General features: G+C 57.0%; 16 protein-coding genes, 1 tRNA gene and 1 rRNA gene. 3 read left to right on the top strand and 15 right to left on the bottom strand.

The annotated features are described in order from the left end of the window. Positions 1–70: 70 nt before the first annotated feature. Both H7K56_RS14925 and rrf read left to right on the top strand, forming a co-directional pair. Positions 71–146 (top strand) — tRNA-Thr (locus H7K56_RS14925). A 32-nt stretch (positions 147–178) separates the two neighbouring features. After that, positions 179–294 (top strand): 5S ribosomal RNA (gene rrf / locus H7K56_RS14930). Between the two features lie 151 nt (positions 295–445). Here rrf and H7K56_RS14935 read toward each other — a convergent pair. The 15 genes from H7K56_RS14935 to msrP form a co-directional block, all read right to left on the bottom strand. Further along, the gene (locus H7K56_RS14935; RefSeq protein ID WP_058759889.1) at positions 446–1,207 is read right to left on the bottom strand and encodes an amino acid ABC transporter ATP-binding protein; all 762 of its coding nucleotides are present in this window, start codon (positions 1,205–1,207) and stop codon (positions 446–448) included. Between the two features lie 8 nt (positions 1,208–1,215). Beyond that, positions 1,216–2,316, bottom strand: coding sequence for an amino acid ABC transporter permease (locus H7K56_RS14940; protein WP_058759888.1), 1,101 nt, complete (start codon positions 2,314–2,316; stop codon positions 1,216–1,218). A 15-nt stretch (positions 2,317–2,331) separates the two neighbouring features. Beyond that, on the bottom strand, positions 2,332–3,510 hold the full coding sequence (locus H7K56_RS14945) for an amino acid ABC transporter permease (protein WP_021508165.1): 1,179 nt from the start codon (positions 3,508–3,510) through the stop codon (positions 2,332–2,334). Between the two features lie 66 nt (positions 3,511–3,576). Beyond that, complete coding sequence (locus tag H7K56_RS14950; protein WP_058759887.1) at positions 3,577–4,602, bottom strand: amino acid ABC transporter substrate-binding protein; 1,026 nt, start codon at positions 4,600–4,602, stop codon at positions 3,577–3,579. Positions 4,603–5,139: 537 nt separating this feature from the next. Further along, on the bottom strand, positions 5,140–5,436 hold the full coding sequence (gene fis / locus H7K56_RS14955) for a DNA-binding transcriptional regulator Fis (RefSeq protein WP_003855228.1): 297 nt from the start codon (positions 5,434–5,436) through the stop codon (positions 5,140–5,142). Between the two features lie 24 nt (positions 5,437–5,460). Then, entirely contained in the window at positions 5,461–6,426 is a 966-nt protein-coding gene (gene dusB, locus H7K56_RS14960; RefSeq protein WP_040679767.1) for a tRNA dihydrouridine synthase DusB, read from the bottom strand. A gap of 309 nt (positions 6,427–6,735) precedes the next feature. Further along, a complete protein-coding gene (locus tag H7K56_RS14965) occupies positions 6,736–7,464 on the bottom strand; it encodes a carbonic anhydrase (protein WP_031279827.1) in 729 nt (242 codons plus the stop codon). A 195-nt stretch (positions 7,465–7,659) separates the two neighbouring features. After that, the gene (gene prmA / locus H7K56_RS14970; RefSeq protein ID WP_150360354.1) at positions 7,660–8,541 is read right to left on the bottom strand and encodes a 50S ribosomal protein L11 methyltransferase; all 882 of its coding nucleotides are present in this window, start codon (positions 8,539–8,541) and stop codon (positions 7,660–7,662) included. A gap of 12 nt (positions 8,542–8,553) precedes the next feature. Then, positions 8,554–9,999: a sodium/pantothenate symporter gene (panF, locus tag H7K56_RS14975; protein ID WP_104093876.1), complete on the bottom strand. Its 1,446-nt coding sequence runs from the start codon at positions 9,997–9,999 to the stop codon at positions 8,554–8,556. After that, entirely contained in the window at positions 9,989–10,231 is a 243-nt protein-coding gene (locus H7K56_RS14980; protein WP_021508159.1) for a YhdT family protein, read from the bottom strand. Before H7K56_RS14980 ends, panF begins: the two co-directional genes overlap by 11 nt. 71 nt (positions 10,232–10,302) lie before the next feature. Then, entirely contained in the window at positions 10,303–11,652 is a 1,350-nt protein-coding gene (gene accC / locus H7K56_RS14985; RefSeq protein ID WP_021508158.1) for an acetyl-CoA carboxylase biotin carboxylase subunit, read from the bottom strand. Between the two features lie 11 nt (positions 11,653–11,663). Beyond that, on the bottom strand, positions 11,664–12,131 hold the full coding sequence (gene accB, locus H7K56_RS14990; protein ID WP_058759883.1) for an acetyl-CoA carboxylase biotin carboxyl carrier protein: 468 nt from the start codon (positions 12,129–12,131) through the stop codon (positions 11,664–11,666). A gap of 21 nt (positions 12,132–12,152) precedes the next feature. Beyond that, the gene (gene aroQ / locus H7K56_RS14995) at positions 12,153–12,605 is read right to left on the bottom strand and encodes a type II 3-dehydroquinate dehydratase (RefSeq protein ID WP_021508156.1); all 453 of its coding nucleotides are present in this window, start codon (positions 12,603–12,605) and stop codon (positions 12,153–12,155) included. A gap of 232 nt (positions 12,606–12,837) precedes the next feature. Next, entirely contained in the window at positions 12,838–13,440 is a 603-nt protein-coding gene (msrQ, locus tag H7K56_RS15000) for a protein-methionine-sulfoxide reductase heme-binding subunit MsrQ (RefSeq protein WP_021508155.1), read from the bottom strand. Further along, positions 13,441–14,445: a protein-methionine-sulfoxide reductase catalytic subunit MsrP gene (msrP, locus tag H7K56_RS15005; protein ID WP_058759882.1), complete on the bottom strand. Its 1,005-nt coding sequence runs from the start codon at positions 14,443–14,445 to the stop codon at positions 13,441–13,443. 306 nt (positions 14,446–14,751) lie between these two features. Between msrP and csrD the strand changes: the two genes are divergently transcribed. Beyond that, entirely contained in the window at positions 14,752–16,698 is a 1,947-nt protein-coding gene (gene csrD, locus H7K56_RS15010; RefSeq protein WP_150360355.1) for an RNase E specificity factor CsrD, read from the top strand. Positions 16,699–16,779 lie beyond the last annotated feature (81 nt).

Raw genomic sequence — 16,779 nt, forward strand, 5'->3', positions numbered from 1 at the left:
CGTAGCGCCGATGGTAGTGTGGGGCCTCCCCATGCGAGAGTAGGGAACTGCCAGGCATCAAATTTAGTGTGCTGATATGGCTCAGTTGGTAGAGCGCACCCTTGGTAAGGGTGAGGTCCCCAGTTCGACTCTGGGTATCAGCACCAGTTATGGCATGAGTTCGGTTTAAAAGAATTTGCCTGGCGGCAACAGCGCGGTGGTCCCACCTGACCCCATGCCGAACTCAGAAGTGAAACGCCGTAGCGCCGATGGTAGTGTGGGGTATCCCCATGCGAGAGTAGGGAACTGCCAGGCATCAAACACGAAAGCCCTGAACATTTGTTCAGGGCTTTTTTGTTTTCCGCGGTGACCTTTATCGCAATAAAAACGCTCAATAAAATCCACAGACGTAAAAAAGCCCCTGCCATGCTGGCAAGGGCTGAATGATGCGGCGAATCGTGTTCGCTTAGTGGATAACCTGCGACAGAAACGCCCGGGTCCGCTCGGATTTTGGATTCGCAAAGAACTCTTCCGGCGGCGCCATCTCAACGATTTCACCGCGATCCATGAAGATCACCCGATCGGCAACCGTACGCGCAAAGCCCATCTCATGCGTCACACACAGCATCGTCATCCCGTCTTCCGCCAGGCCGATCATGGTATCCAGCACCTCTTTAACCATCTCAGGATCGAGCGCGGAGGTGGGCTCATCGAATAACATAATCTTCGGCTTCATACACAGCGAACGGGCGATGGCTACGCGCTGCTGCTGTCCGCCAGAGAGCTGCCCGGGAAACTTATGGGCATGCTCAGCAATGCGCACGCGCTGCAGATAGTGCATTGCCAGCTCTTCGGCCTCTTTCTTTGGCATCTTGCGTACCCACATCGGTGCCAGCGTGCAGTTCTGCAGGACGGTCAGATGCGGGAAGAGATTGAAGTGCTGAAATACCATGCCGACTTCAGTGCGCACGCGTTCAATATTGCGCACATCATCATTCAGGTGGATGCCGTCTACGACAATCCGTCCCTGCTGATGCTCTTCCAGATGGTTGATGCAGCGAATAGTGGTGGATTTACCTGAACCCGAAGGGCCGCACAGCACGATACGCTCGCGCGGTTTCACCTGCAGGTTGATATCTTTCAGCACGTGGAATTGCCCGTACCATTTGTTCACGTTTTCGAGCGTAATCATCATGGCGTTAGCCGCCGTTGTCATTGTTTGTGTCATGTAAAACCTCAGTGCGATTTACGCCCGGTGTGGAAGCGCTTCTCCAGATACTGGCTATAGCGCGACATGCTAAAACAGAAAATCCAGTAAACCAGTGCAGCGAAGACGTAGCCTTCGGTCGACATACCCAGCCATGTAGGGTCGACGGTTGCCTGCTGCACGCTACTGAACAGATCGAACAGGCCGATGATGATCACCAGGCTGGTATCTTTAAACAGCGCGATGATGGTGTTCACCAGACCGGGAATGGTCAGCTTGAGCGCCTGCGGTAAAATCACCAGCGCCTGGGTTTTCCAGTAGCCGAGCGCCAGCGACTCTGCCGCTTCGTACTGGCCTTTAGGCAGGGCCTGCAGCCCGCCACGTACCACTTCGGCGACATACGCCGACTGGAACAGGATCACGCCAACCAGCGCACGCACCAGTTTGTCTATCGTGGTGCCCTCCGCCATAAACAGCGGCAGCATCACTGAAGACATGAACAGCACAGTAATCAGCGGTACGCCACGCCAGAACTCAATGAAAATCACCGACAGGGTGCGTACCACCGGCATTTTAGAGCGACGGCCCAGCGCCAGCAGAATGCCGAGCGGCAGCGCCCCGGCAATGCCGACAGATGCGATAATCAGCGTCAGCGTCAGGCCGCCCCACTGGCGCGTTTCCACGCGATCCAGCCCGAAATAGCCGCCATACAGCAGCAGCCAGACGACGACCGGATAGATCACCGCCCAGCAGGCGATATAGCGGCCGCGGCGCGGCATGGATTTGATAAACATCGGCACAATCGACAGCAGGCCAATCACCAGCGCCAGATTGATGCGCCAGCGCAGCTCATGCGGATAGAGCCCGTACATGAACTGGCCAAAGCGCGCGTGGATAAAGACCCAGCAGGCGCCCGCTTTCGTACAGTCCGCACGGGTTTCGCCAATCCAGTTAGCCTGGAAGATCAACCAGTTCAGCGCCGGCGGGATAACGCTCCAGATAATCCACAGGCTGAGTAACGTGAGCAGCGTATTCAGCCAGCTGGAGAACAGGTTTTTACGCGCCCAGAGCCAGGCTTTACCCAGTGGATTGCCCGACACCGGCGGCGTTTCGTGTGTGGTCACAGACATAATGGTTCCGTTCTCTTAACGCTCAACCAGCGCAATTTTGCGGTTATAGAGGTTCATCAGCAGCGAAATGAGCAGACTGATAATCAGATAAACCGCCATGGTGATGGCAATGGTTTCAATTGCCTGGCCGGTCTGATTCAGTACGGTGCCGGCAAACAGCGACACCATATCCGGATAGCCGATCGCGGCCGCCAGCGAGGAGTTTTTTACGATGTTAAGGTACTGGCTGGTGAGCGGCGGGATAATCACGCGCATCGCTTGCGGAATGATCACCTGACGCAGCGTAACCGGGTTGGGCAGCCCGAGCGAACGTGCCGCTTCGCTCTGACCATGCGGTACTGACTGAATCCCGGCGCGAATCACCTCAGCAATAAAGGAAGAGGTGTAGATCGACAGTGCCAGCGTCAGCGCTGCCAGTTCCGGAATCATGGCAAAGCCACCGCGGAAGTTGAAACCGCGCAGCTCGGGCACATCCCAGTGCGTGGCGGCACCAAACAGCGTATGGGCGATCAGCGGCAGCAGCACAATTAAACCGGCCGCAGCGGGCCAGGTGCGGCGCAGCTGACCGGTTTTCAGCTGATGCTTGCGGTTGAAGCGGAACAGCGCGGCGCTGGCGGCGATGGCAATCGCCAGCGCGATCAGGAATGGCCAGGTGCCGGGTGCATACTCCGGCCACGGTATATACAAACCGCGGTTGCTGACAAAAGCCAGATCGAACGCGTTCAGCGCCTGACGCGGGCCCGGCAGATTGCGCAGCACGGCAAAGTACCAGAAGAAGATTTGCAGCAGCGGCGGGATATTACGGAACGTCTCGATATAAATGGTCGACAGCTTGCGCAGCAGCCAGTTATCCGACAGGCGCGCCAGACCGATGGCGAAGCCGAGGATGGAGGCGAAGACAATACAGAGCGCGGAGACCAGCAGGGTGTTGGTTAACCCGACCATAAACACGCGCGCGTAGGTATCGCCTTCGCTGTAATCGATCAGATGCTGGACGATGCCGAAACCGGCATTGCGCTCAAGAAAGCCAAAGCCGGAGGTGATACCGCGATTGGCAAGGTTGATCACCGTGTTGTGGATCAGATAACCCACCACAGCAAACACCGCCACAATCGCGACAATCTGGTAAAGCCAGGCGCGAACCGTAGGATTACCGAACGAAAAATCCCTTTTCACGGTTGGGCGTTGCGACATGTTAAAACCTCAGTGAAGAATACGCGTGGGCACCGCAGGATGCGGTGCCCGACTGGCAGGAGACAATTAACGCACTGGTGGAGCGTACTGGATGCCGCCCTGGTTCCAGAGCGCATTCTGGCCGCGTGCAATTTTCAGCGCGCTGTCTTTACCAACGTTACGATCGAACACTTCCTGATAGTTACCAACCTGCTTGATGATGTTGTACGCCCACTTGTTGTCGAGCTTCAGGTCTTTACCGAAATCACCCTCTGCGCCCAGCAGGTGTGCCATATCTGGCGTGGTTGGTTTCGCCGCCATCTCATCAACGTTCTTCGAGCTGATGCCCATCTCTTCCGCATTCAGCATGGCGAACAGCGACCATTTCACGATGGTGAACCAGTCATCATCACCGCGACGCACGACCGGGCCCAGCGGCTCTTTCGAAATCACTTCTGGCAGTACGATAAAGTCATCCGGCTTGCCCAGCTTGATGCGCAGCGCATACAGCTGTGACTGGTCAGAAGAGAGGGTATCGCAGCGGCCGCTATCCAGCGCTTTTGCAGACTCATCAGAGCGGTCGAAGGTGACCGGCGTGTACTGCATTTTGTTAGCTTTAAAGTAGTCGGCCACGTTCAGCTCGGTATCGGTACCGGCCTGGATACACACGGTGGCACCATCCAGCTCTTTGGCACTTTTCAGACCGGCTTTCTTATGGGTCAGGAAGCCGATGCCGTCATAATAGTTTACGCCGGCGAACAGGAAGCCCATGCCGCCATCACGTGATGAGGTCCAGGTGGTGTTACGCGACAGGATATCCACCTCGCCTGACTGCAGCGCAGTGAAGCGTTCTTTAGCGGTCAGCGGGGTGTATTTTACTTTGCTGGCATCGCCGAAGACCGCAGCAGCAGCGGCGCGGCACACGTCAACATCGATACCGGTGAATTTGCCGCTGGCGTCAGCGTAGGAGAACCCTGGCAGACCATCGCTGATACCGCACTGTATAAACCCTTTCTTCTTAATGGCGTCCAGCGTGGTGCCTGCGTGCGCCTGCTGGGTCACGGCGAACAGCGAGGCGGCAGCAATCAGGGTGGAAAGCATCATCTTTTTCATAAAGCATCCTGTGTGGCGAGATCGTGTGTTGTTATGTTTGCGCGCACTTTACTGTGCGCTTATTTCTTTCTGTGGCGTTTAGCCATCCACGACACTGCAAAGCTGATGCCAGGTTTGCAGAATCCTGAATTCACTGGAAAGATCTTTTAATAAACGGACGTATCCGGAAAGTTGTCGCTACTATCGCGCACCAAAAGGCAGCATGACGAGTCGCCACGATCACAAATAGTGCAAAAAGTTTCACTATATGGAAGCAGTGTGAGCTAACGCTCATGAACAGGTGTACGGCAAAGTGGAATTACCGCTGAAGCGGTTCAGGATCACAAACAAAGCGGGCTGAGAGGCGATCGGAAGGATTTTTTCTGCGCAAAAACAGGGCAGGGCAGCGGCCCTGAGAGAGATGAGCTATCACGCCGGCGATTGCAACTATCGTTACCATTTTGACGTTAATCGTTTCACGCGGTGTTAACGCACAAACAGCAGCAACAAAAACGCCAGCCCAGAGGCTGGCGTTATCGCAGCAAGGAACCAGAACGCTTAGTTCATGCCGTATTTTTTCAGCTTCTTACGCAGCGTACCGCGGTTGATGCCCATCATCAGGGCAGCGCGGGTCTGGTTGCCACGGGTATACTGCATCACCATGTCCAACAGAGGCTGCTCGACTTCAGCCAGTACCAGCTCATACAGGTCACTTACATCCTGACCGTTCAGTTGAGCAAAATAGTTCTTCAGTGCCTGTTTAACCGAATCACGCAGAGGCTTTTGCGTCACCTGATCCTGTGAGTTAACGGTAGAAACGGTCAGTACGTCAGAATTTACGCGTTGTTCGAACATAGTTCTTTCAGCTCTTTATTTCGTTTACGCAAGATTTTCGAAGTATGCCTCCAACGCCTCCAGCTGTTCGCTGGCATCCTCTATGGCGTTGAATGTGCGCCGAAACTGGTCGTCAGGGGCACTTTCCTGCAAATACCAGGAAACGTGTTTTCGGGCAATACGGTATCCCTTGCGCTGACCGTAAAAGTCGTGCAGCTCCCGTATGTGTCCAATCAGCATATGCTTCACTTCAGCCAGCGGCTTCGGTGCCAGCAGCTCCCCTGTGTCCAGATAATGCTGGATTTCCCGGAAGATCCACGGTCTTCCCTGAGCAGCGCGTCCCACCATCAGAGCATCGGCTCCGGTGTAGTCGAGCACTGCCCTGGCTTTGTGCGGGTCAGTAATGTCACCATTCGCGATAATCGGAATAGCGACGCTCTGCTTAACTGTCCGAATGCTGTCGTATTCAGCTTGCCCTTCAAACAAACAGGCGCGCGTGCGGCCATGAATGGTCAGGGCCTGAATACCACAGCGTTCAGCCAATTGGGCAATCTCTACACAATTACGATTTTCTTTGTCCCAGCCGGTGCGAATCTTCAGCGTAACCGGTACATCGACTGCGTTCACCACCGCACGGAGGATTGACTCCACCAGTTGCGGATGCTGCAGCAGCGCTGAACCTGCCATCTTACGATTCACTTTTTTAGCCGGGCAGCCCATGTTGATGTCGATAACCTGTGCACCGGACGCAACATTAATGCGCGCGGCGGCGGCCATCTCATCGGGATCGCAACCCGCAATTTGCACGGCGCGAATACCGGGCTCGTCACTATGCACCATACGCAAACGCGATTTGTCACTGGCCCAGACTTCCGGGTTCGATGACAGCATCTCGGAGACAGTCATACCGGCGCCGTTGTCATAACACAGGGTGCGAAATGGCTTGTCGGATACTCCGGCCATAGGCGCAGCGATGAGTCGATTACGTAGCTGGTGATGTCCAATGCGCATGAAAAAGAAGTGACCCTAACTGTTCGCAAGGCGGCGTATATTACGCATTTTTTCCGGAAGATGAAAGGCCAAACTTTGAACAATTCGCCGTTTAAGATCAGGGAAATGGGGCTTAGCAGCGGGATATTCATCATTACTTGTTTAAATTCAGTGCATTACAAAAAATACGCTGAAATTGTGAGCAAAAGTTTTTCCAAAAATATGCGCTGAATCACAACATAAAAACCGCCACTTCCGCGAATCGGCAAGAGAAATGGCGGTGATTTGATTGAAAAGTGAACGCTTTATTTACGTTTAGTGAGTATTTCGTTACTCAACCACCAGCCGGCCATTGAGCGGCTGCACCGGGCGGCTGTTACCGTGTTCACCTAGCACCGCGCTGAAGGCCTGCAGCTGCTGTGCGGAAGCCGTTACCGGTTGCTTCATCACCAGCCAGCGCACGCCTTCACTGCACGGTGGCGTGGTGAGTGAACCGCTGAAGCGGTAGTAACGGCGATCGGCGGGTAGCAGTGGCGTAATATCGACATCCTGCTGCAGCGTAGCCGGCTGATTGACCTGCGCCGGCAGCGTATCCAGCAGCGTCGTCAGTACCGGATTTGCCGCACCGGCTTCGAACATCACCCCGATGACCGCCAGCTGCTGCTGCTCGTCACTGAATACAAAGTGGCCCTCAAGCGGATAGCGTTTGCCGTCGATCAGGTTTTCGCTCGGGGTATGGAAGTGGAACTGCTTCAGCGTGAAGGTCTCGCCGTCCAGCGTCAGCGTATCGCCCTGCTGCAGGTTGATCTGCACGGTGTGGCCGTTGTTAACAATCGCGGCCTGGCGCGCCTGCAGTTCCAGCGTCAGCGCCGGCAGACTGGCATGCAGCGCCTGGCGAATATCAATCGGCGACTGATTCACGCCCTGCTTGCAGACGTGAAAATCAGGGGACAGGTCGCCCCACTGCTGTGGCTGAGCATAATCCCAGGCGGCAGCCTGAACGTGAGCAAAAGGCGCTGCTGCCAGCAGCAGAGCGATCAGTGTGTGTTTGCTTTTCATCATCATTTATTCACTAAGCGATATATCAATGTTATGTGCCGCGCACGGCACGGTTAACAGGGATAGCGCTATCGCCTGGTGCAGCAGTCTACTGATTTCAATGTAAAGAAACGGCAGGAAAACGGGGCTGGCGGGGATTTGAGACAGGTCTCAGTCGGGTAAAATCGGGCCAGCAGTCGCTGGCCCATGCGTCGGTTAGCGGCGCACGCCAGTGATGCGACACCACTCCTCTTTTTCCGCCACGGCGTCCAGCGCAAAGCGCTCCGCATAGGCTTCACACACGCTCTCCGCCTGGCTGGCCAGCACGCCGGACAGGCCGAGATGGCCGCCGGCTTTCGGCAGCACGCTAATCAGCGGCGCCAGTTCGCGCAGCGGACCGGCGAGGATATTGGCGACCACCACATCCGCCTGCAGGTTTTCCGGCTGCTGGTGCGGCAGATACAGCGACAGGCGGTCGGCCACGCCGTTGCGCTCCGCGTTATCGCGGCTGGCCTGGATCGCCTGCGGATCGATATCAATGCCGATCGCCTGCGCTGCACCGAGTTTCAGCGCGGCGATGGCCAGAATGCCGGAGCCACAGCCAAAATCGATCACCGTTTTGCCCTGCAGATCGAGACCATCCAGCCAGCTCAGACACAGCGACGTGGTGGGATGGGTGCCGGTACCAAAGGCCAGACCGGGATCAAGCATCACGTTGACCGCATCCGGATCCGGCACGTCGCGCCAGCTTGGGCAGATCCACAGGCGTTCACCGAAACGCATCGGATGGAAGTTATCCATCCATTCGCGCTCCCAGTCTTTATCCTCGATCTGTTCGATCTTATGGCGGAAACCCGATCCCAGCAGCGGATGCTGGCTCAGTTCAGCCACCACATCGTCCATGGCGGTTTCCGCGTCGAACAGGCCAATCACATCGGTATCGCCCCACAGGCGGGTTTCACCGGGCAGCGGCTCATACACCGGGTTGTCGTGCGTGTCCTGAAAGGTGACCGACACCGCACCGGCGTCCATCAGCGCGTCGCTGAGGGTTTCGGCGTGCTCGCCGGTGCTGTTAATTTTGATTTGAATCCATGGCATAGCGTTTCTCTTTTATTCCAGGGCAGCATCGCGAGCGTCAGGCGCGCTGCCGAACAGATTACCCACCAGAAAGGCCAGCAGGCTTAATGTCAACGATGGCACGATAGGGTGAAAGCCCCACAGTTCGATTTTCAGGCTGGCAAGCAGCGTATAGCATCCGGCTCCCACCACCATGCCACTGATGGCGCCCGCCGCATTGGCGCGCTCCCAGTACAGTCCCAGCACCAGCGGCCACAGAAAGACCGCTTCAAGGCCACCGAACGCCAGCAGGTTGAGCCAGATAATCATATCTGGCGGATTCCAGGCCGCCAGCAGCAGCAGCAGGCCGAGCACAAAGGTGATGGTGCCGGAGAGCAGCCGCAGACGCGCCTCGTTCTCGCTGTGCTGCGGCGCGATACGCAGGTAAAGATCTTTGATCAGCGTAGCGGACGATTGCAGCAGCTGCGCGTTAATCGTCGACATGATCGCCGCCATTGGCGCCGCGAGGAACACGCCAGCCGCCATCGGTGGCAGCACGGTGATCATCAGCGTCGGGATCACGCGATCCGGAATCGCCAGATCCGGCAGTACCGCGCGACCGAGTGCGCCGGCCAGATGCATACCGAGCATCAGTATCACCACCACGATGGTGCCGAGTATGATACCGCGATGCATCGCTTTGCTGTCTTTGTAGGAGATGCAGCGCACGGCGGTATGCGGCAGCCCAATCACGCCAAAGCACACCAGTACGGCAAACGAACTGAGGAAGGTTGGATTGATGACGTTGCCGACGCCTTCCGGTGACACCAGCTGCGGATCGATGCTACGCAGTTTGGTGACCGCCGTTGCCAGACCGCCCGCCTGGTGGATGACGGCAAACAGCAGCAGGAAGGTGCCAATCAGCATCACCAGCCCTTGCATGGCATCGTTGAGCACGCTGGCGCGAAAGCCGCCGAACGCGGTATACAGCGCGATGGTGCCGCCAAAAATCAGCAGCCCGGTGTCATAAGGAATACCGGCGGCCGTCTCCAGCAGGCGCGCGCCGCCGATGAACTGTACCGTCATGGCACCAATAAACGCCACCAGCAGGCTGATACTGGCCAGCCAGATGAGCAGCGGACTGCGGTAGCGGCCATACAGCATGTCATTGAGCGTCACCGCGTTGTAGCGTCGTGCCAGAATCGCGAATTTTTTGCCCAGCACGCCGAGCGACAGCCAGACCGCCGGCACCTGGATCATCGCCAGCAGTACCCAGCCCAGCCCGTATTTATACGCCGCGCCCGGCCCGCCAATAAATGAGCTGGCGCTGATGTAAGTGGTGGTGATGGTCATCGCCAGCACAAAACCGCCCATCGAGCGACTGCCGAGGAAATACTCACTCAGGAAGTTGCCGTGGCGCTGTTTGCGCATGGCAAACACCGACAGCCCGGCAATCAGCACCAGATAGGCCAGCAGTGGCAGAATGATTTCAGTTTCCATCGTGGTCCTCCAGAGACATATCGCGGAACACCACGCGCACCATCAGCCAGCACAGGCCAATGAACAGCACGGGCGCGAACACGCAGGAGAACTCAAACCAGCGCGGTAAACCGGTGAAACCGCTTTGTGTGCCGCCGAGCCATGCGGACACGCCCCAGACGGCGAGGTACGCCAGCGTCAGGTACAGCGACCAGCGCGCCTCTTTGTTAGCTTGCAAAAAACGCCCATCCATCATGCAACCTCAAAGGCAACAAAAATGAAAAAGGCCGGTTTAACCGGCCTCTGCATTGCTCTGCGCTGCGCTTACTTCTCGTGCAGGCCGAGTTTTTTCTCCAGATAGTGGATGTTAGTACCACCCTGCTGGAAGTTTTCGTCGGTCATGATGCGCATCTGCAGATCGACGTTGGTCTTGATGCCGTCGATGATCAGTTCTGCCAGCGCATTTTTCATGCGCGCAATAGCCACGTCACGGTTTTCGCCGTAGGTAATCAGCTTACCAATCATTGAGTCGTAATACGGCGGCACGCTGTAGCCGGCATAGATGTGCGATTCCCAGCGCACGCCAAAACCGCCTGGCGCGTGGAAACGAGTGATCTTGCCCGGGCTCGGCAGGAAGGTGTTCGGGTCTTCGGCGTTGATACGGCACTCGACCGCATGACCGCGCACCACCACATCTTCCTGTTTGATGGACAGCGGCTGACCGGCAGCAATACGCAGCTGCTCTTTGATCAGGTCGACGCCGGTGATCATCTCGGTGACCGGATGTTCCACCTGAATACGGGTGTTCATCTCGATGAAGTAGAACTCACCGTTTTCATACAGGAACTCGAACGTACCGGCACCGCGATAGCCGATCTCTACGCAGGCGTTAGAGCAGCGCTCGCCGATGTAACGACGCAGTTCCGGCGTGATGCCCGGTGCTGGTGCTTCTTCGACCACTTTCTGGTGGCGGCGCTGCATGGAGCAGTCACGTTCGGCCAGATAGATGGCGTTGCCCTGACCGTCGGCCAGAACCTGAATCTCGATGTGGCGTGGATTCTCGAGGAATTTCTCCATGTACACCATGTCGTTGTTGAAAGCCGCTTTGGCTTCCGCTTTCGTCATGTTGATGGACTGCTCAAGATCCTTGTCGCTGCGCACAACGCGCATACCGCGACCGCCGCCGCCGCCAGAGGCTTTGATGATCACCGGGTAGCCGATGCGCTTGGCGATGGCACGGTTTTTCTCCATGTCGTCGGTCAGCGAACCGTCGGAGCCTGGTACGGTCGGTACGCCGGCTTTTTTCATCGCGTTGATCGCTGACACTTTGTCGCCCATCAGGCGAATGGTGTCGGCTTTCGGACCGATAAAGATAAAGCCAGAGCGCTCAACCTGCTCGGCGAAATCGGCGTTCTCAGAGAGGAAGCCGTAGCCCGGGTGGATCGCAACCGCGCCGGTGATTTCGGCGGCGGAGATCAGCGCCGGGATATTAAGATAACTTTTGACCGACTGCGCCGGGCCGATGCAGACGGTTTCGTCCGCCAGCAGCACGTGCTTCAGATCGCGGTCTGCCGTGGAGTGTACCGCCACAGTCTTGATGCCCAGTTCTTTACAGGCACGCAGAATGCGCAGCGCAATCTCACCACGGTTAGCAATGACAATTTTATCCAGCATGCTTCGCCTCGTTATTCGATGACGACCAGCGGCTCGTCGAATTCAACCGGCTGGCCGCTTTCCACCAGGATCGCCTTCACAACGCCGGATTTATCGGCTTCGATCTGGTTCATCATTTTCATCGCTTCAACGATGCACAGGGTGTCGCCAGCGTTCACTTTCTGACCCACTTCCACAAACGCTTTGGCGTCCGGGCTTGGGGTGCGATAGAAGGTACCGACCATCGGCGAACGCACGATGTGGCCGCTGACTTCAGGTTTAGCCGCTTCTGCAGCGACAGGCGCAGCAGCAGGTGCAACCGCAGCAGCCAGCGCAGGCTGTGGAGCCGGAACAGCATAAGCCTGCTGCATCATAGGGTAACCGACATTGGCAGGTGAACGGCTGATGCGAACCGACTCTTCGCCTTCAGAGATTTCCAGCTCAGCGATGCCGGACTCTTCAACCAGTTCGATCAGTTTCTTAATTTTACGAATATCCATGAGTGTGGTTCCGTACTCTGTTTAATTGGAATGTGACAGGCGTTTTACGGCCGTTTGTAAAGCCCACGAGTAGCCGTCGGCGCCCAGTCCGCAGATGACGCCGGCAGATACATCGGAAAGATAGGAGTGATGTCGGAACGGTTCGCGTGCATGCACATTAGAGAGATGCACCTCAATAAAAGGAATGCTAACCGCCAACAGCGCATCGCGCAGGGCAACGCTGGTGTGCGTAAACGCAGCCGGGTTGATGATGATGTAATCGACGTTGCCGCGGGCTTCGTGAATACGATCAATCAGCTGGTATTCCGCATTCGATTGCAAATGACTCAATTTCACATGGTGCTGGTCGGCCTGTTGCGTCAGATCGCTGACAATCTGCGCCAGCGTCGTGTGACCATACTTGTCAGGCTCGCGCGTTCCCAACAGGTTCAGGTTGGGTCCGTTTAACAGCAGTATGTGAAATTTATGCGCCATCTTGCGGCTATCTCCTGCAATCAGTAAGGCATCGCGTAAAATACCGCGACATCCTTCATTTGTCACTCTTCAGAGTGAAAAAGAAGACTTCGCTTGCAATAAAGCCGGGCATTATATCCGTTTCGAGGCAATTCGCAGCAAAATACTGGTCTTATCTGCGAAGTTGATCCGGCGAGGCCCGAAGGCCACACCTTTTAACAGATCTCGCAGCAGGAAAACAACCTTGCGGGGATTATCGGCGCAGAAGTTTACGCAACTTATTGTAACGCCAGCCTAACAGCGCCAGCGCCAGTAATGCATAAATCCACGGCTGCGGTGACAGCACTTTCACAGACCAAAGATAGTGGACAGGCGCGAGGATCGCGACCAGATAGATGCCGTTGTGCAGCGTTTGCCAGCGGCGTCCCAGTTTGCGCTGGGCGCGCTGAAAAGAGGTGATGGCGAGAGCAAACAGAATAATCCAGCTGATCATGCCCAGTAACAAATAGGGGCGCGAGACAATCTCACTGCCGAGTAATCGCAGATGATCGTAACCCAGTTCCAGCAGATAGTAGCTGGTGAGATGCAGACAGGCCCAGGCAAAGCACCACAGGCCGAGCAGCCGGCGGGTACGAATCAGCAGCGGCTGCTTCAGATAACGCGTCAGTGGGCTCACCAGCAGCGTCGCCAGCAGCAGCTTCAGCGCCATGCGGCCGGTAAAATGCTGGATATCTTTCGCCGGATCGGCGCTCAGCCAGCCCTGGTTTGCCGCCAGAAACAGGTACACCAGCGGCAAAAACGCCGCCAGATGCAGCACCACTTTCAGCAGCGTAACGTGGCGTAATGTCAGGCGCACTCAGTAGTTCTCCCGTAAATCGAGACCGCGATACAGCGAGGCCACCTCTTTAGCATAACCGTTGAACAGCAGCGTCGGCTGGCGTTCCACCTTGAGAATGCCGCCCGCACCGATAAAGCGCTCAGTAGCCTGCGACCAGCGCGGGTGGTTGACGTGCGGATTCACGTTAGCGTAGAAGCCATACTCGTTGGCGGCGATCTGGCTCCAGGTGGTAGGCGGACGATCGTGCGTCAGGGTAATTTTGACGATCGACTTAATCCCTTTGAAGCCATATTTCCACGGCACCGTCAGGCGAATCGGCGCGCCGTTTTGCGGCGGCAGCGCTTTGCCGTAAACGCCGGTGCTGAGCAGCGTCAGCGGATGCATCGCTTCGTCCAGCCGCAAGCCTTCAACATAGGGATAATCCAGCCCGCCGCCGATAAAGCGGTCCTTTTGTCCTGGCATCTGATCGGGCGCGTATAGCGTCTGGAAGGCGACATAGCGGGCATTGCTGGTGGGTTCAGCCAGCTTCAGCAGCTTGTTGAGTTCAAAGCCTACCCAGGGAATCACCATCGACCAGGCTTCAACGCAGCGCATGCGATAGATACGCTGCTCCATGGCGAAGCGTTTGAAGATGTCGTCCATATCCAGCGTCATCGGCTTCGCCACTTCGCCCTCAATGCGCAATTGCCACGGGTCAGTTTTCAGCGTGCCGGCATTGGCGGCAGGATCGGCTTTGTCGAGACCAAATTCGTAGAAGTTGTTGTAGCCTGCGACTTTATCAAACGGCGTCAGCGGCAGGTCCGCCTGCCACTGGGCCGGTTTACTGAACTGCAGATCGCGTCCGGCAGGCGCCGGCGGCCTGTCATTGCCCTTAAACCAGCTCAGCACATCGGCCTGTGCGCCGCCGGGCAGACTGGCCGCGGCAGCACCAAGCCCCAGCGCTTTCAGCACCTGGCGGCGGCGCAGATTAAAAATGCTTTCCGGCGTAACATCGGCTTCGGTAAGGATGTGCTTGCGCTTCATGGCGTTCTCCGGCAAATCGATTAACTGCAGCTAGCATGATCAAACGCTGCCCGGCGCGCCACTTTTGCTGGCAAAATGTGAAATTTCCTGGCCGGTGCGTTCTGTTGAGAATAGGACGAAAAAGCCGCCCCGGAAGCCAGCGCTTCACACTTTGACGTTATACTCGCGCCGCAGGGTGGCGAAACCCGGCGCCGGGCGGGCGCTGATTTGGATCGGTAATTGTGATAATTTGCTCAGGTTTGCACCAGCGCGGCTGGCGCGAACCGTTGGCTGGCGTTCATAAACCGCAGTGATACAGGCACAGGGATGCGATTAACAACCAAGTTTTCTGCGTTTATTACCTTATTAAGCTTACTGGCGATGTTACTGATGCTGGTAGGCTGCGCTTTTAGTTTTATCTGGCTGTCGCAGCAGCGCGTAGAGAACCGCGTGCAGACGCTGGCGACGGAAGTCGATAAAGCGCTGGCCAGCCAGTCACCGCAGGAACTGACGCATTGGCTGACGCGCCTGATGCCCGTCATCAATGCCGAACAGCTGGAACTGCATCACGATGATACCGTGCTGTTCCGCCTCGCGCGTCATGAAAATCCGATGCTGGAAGACGAGCCCAACCGTTTCATTCAACTGGATGTACCGCTGGTGCACGCGCCGGGCATGGCGCTGCGCGTGGTGGTGCTCGATCCCGCCAAAACCTGGTTCCGCTCGTTCACCGGTGCCTACACGCTGATTATCCTGCTGACGGTGGTGGCGATCATGTCGGCGCTGCTGGTGATGACGCACCGCTGGCTTAACCGCCGCTGGCAGCATATGGAGCGGCTGGAGGCGCGCGCGGAGCGCATTCTGGCTGGCGAGCGCGCGCCACGCAGCGATACCATCGCCGAATGGCCGCCGAAAGCCAGCCGCGCTATCGATCTGCTGCTGGGGGATTTACAGGAGGCCGGCGAGCAGCGTCTGCGTATCGACACCTTAATCCGCACCTTTGCCGCGCAGGATTCGCGCACCGGCCTGAATAATCGCCTGTTTTTCGATAACCAGCTGGCCACGTTGCTGGAAGACCAGGAAGACGTTGGCACGCACGGTGTGGTGATGATGGTGCGGCTGCCGGACCTCGACACCCTGCATGAAACCCTCGGACCGACGCTGGTCGATGAATACCTGTTCGACCTGGTGAACATGCTCTCCACCTTCGTGCTGCGCTATCCGGGTGCGCTGCTGGCGCGCTATTTCCGCAGCGACTTTGCCGTACTGCTGCCGCACCGCACTTTGAAAGAGGCCAACAGCATTGCCGACCAGCTGATCAACGCGGTGGATTCACTGCCGCCGATGCGCATGGTGGATCGCGATGACCTAATCCACATTGGCATCAGCGCCTGGCGCAGCGGCGAGTCGGTGTCGCAGGTGATGGAGAATGTCGAACTGGCCACGCGCCGGGCGGCGCTGCAGGGCGGCAACAACTGGTCGGTAGGCGAGGGCAATACGCTGGAGATGGGGCGCGGCAGCGTGCGCTGGCGCACCCTGCTGGAAAACACCGTAAACCGCGGCGGCCCGCGTCTGTACCAGAAACCGGCGGTGCTGCTGGACGGCAAAGTGCATCACCGTGAAATGCTGGCGCGCGTGTTCGACGGCGATAAAGAGGTGGTGTCGGCAGAGTTCATGCCGCTGGTGCTGCAACTCGGCATGGCCGACAGCTGGGATCGCCAGCTGGTCATGCGTATTGCGGCGCTGTCGGAGGTCTGGCCGGATGAAACGCTGGCGCTGCCGGTGAATATCGATTCGCTGCTGCAACGGCCGTTCCAGCGCTGGCTGCAAAAATTGCTGCTGCAGTGCAGTAAATCGCAAAGAAAACGATTTTTATTTGAACTTGCTGAGGCGGATGTTTGTCAACACATCAATCGTTTAGTGCCGGTTTTCCGTATGCTGACCGCGTTTGGCTGTCGGATTGCGGTAGATCAGGCCGGATTAACGGTGGTGAGTAGCGCTTACATCAAGCAGTTCCCGATTGAGCTGATTAAGCTCGACCCGGGCCTGATTCGCAACATTGAGCGCCGTACAGAAAATCAGCTCTTCGTGCAAAGTTTGCTGGAGGTGTGTAAATCCACGCCCACCAAAGTCTTTGCCGCCGGTGTACGCACGCGCGCGGAGTGGCAAACGTTGGCCGGGCTGGGCGTCGCGGGCGGCCAGGGCGACTTTTTTGCTCCCTCGCTGCCGGTGAACAGTAACGTGAAGAAACACTCGCAACGTTACCGGATTTAGCGCGTCAGCCACAGATACGGCAGCAGGCGGCTATTTTTCGCCTTTATGCCGTGCGCAGCCGGCGCGATCGGCGGCGGGAAA

It is taken from the genome of Pantoea dispersa (assembly GCF_014155765.1).
Classification (GTDB): domain Bacteria; phylum Pseudomonadota; class Gammaproteobacteria; order Enterobacterales; family Enterobacteriaceae; genus Pantoea; species Pantoea dispersa.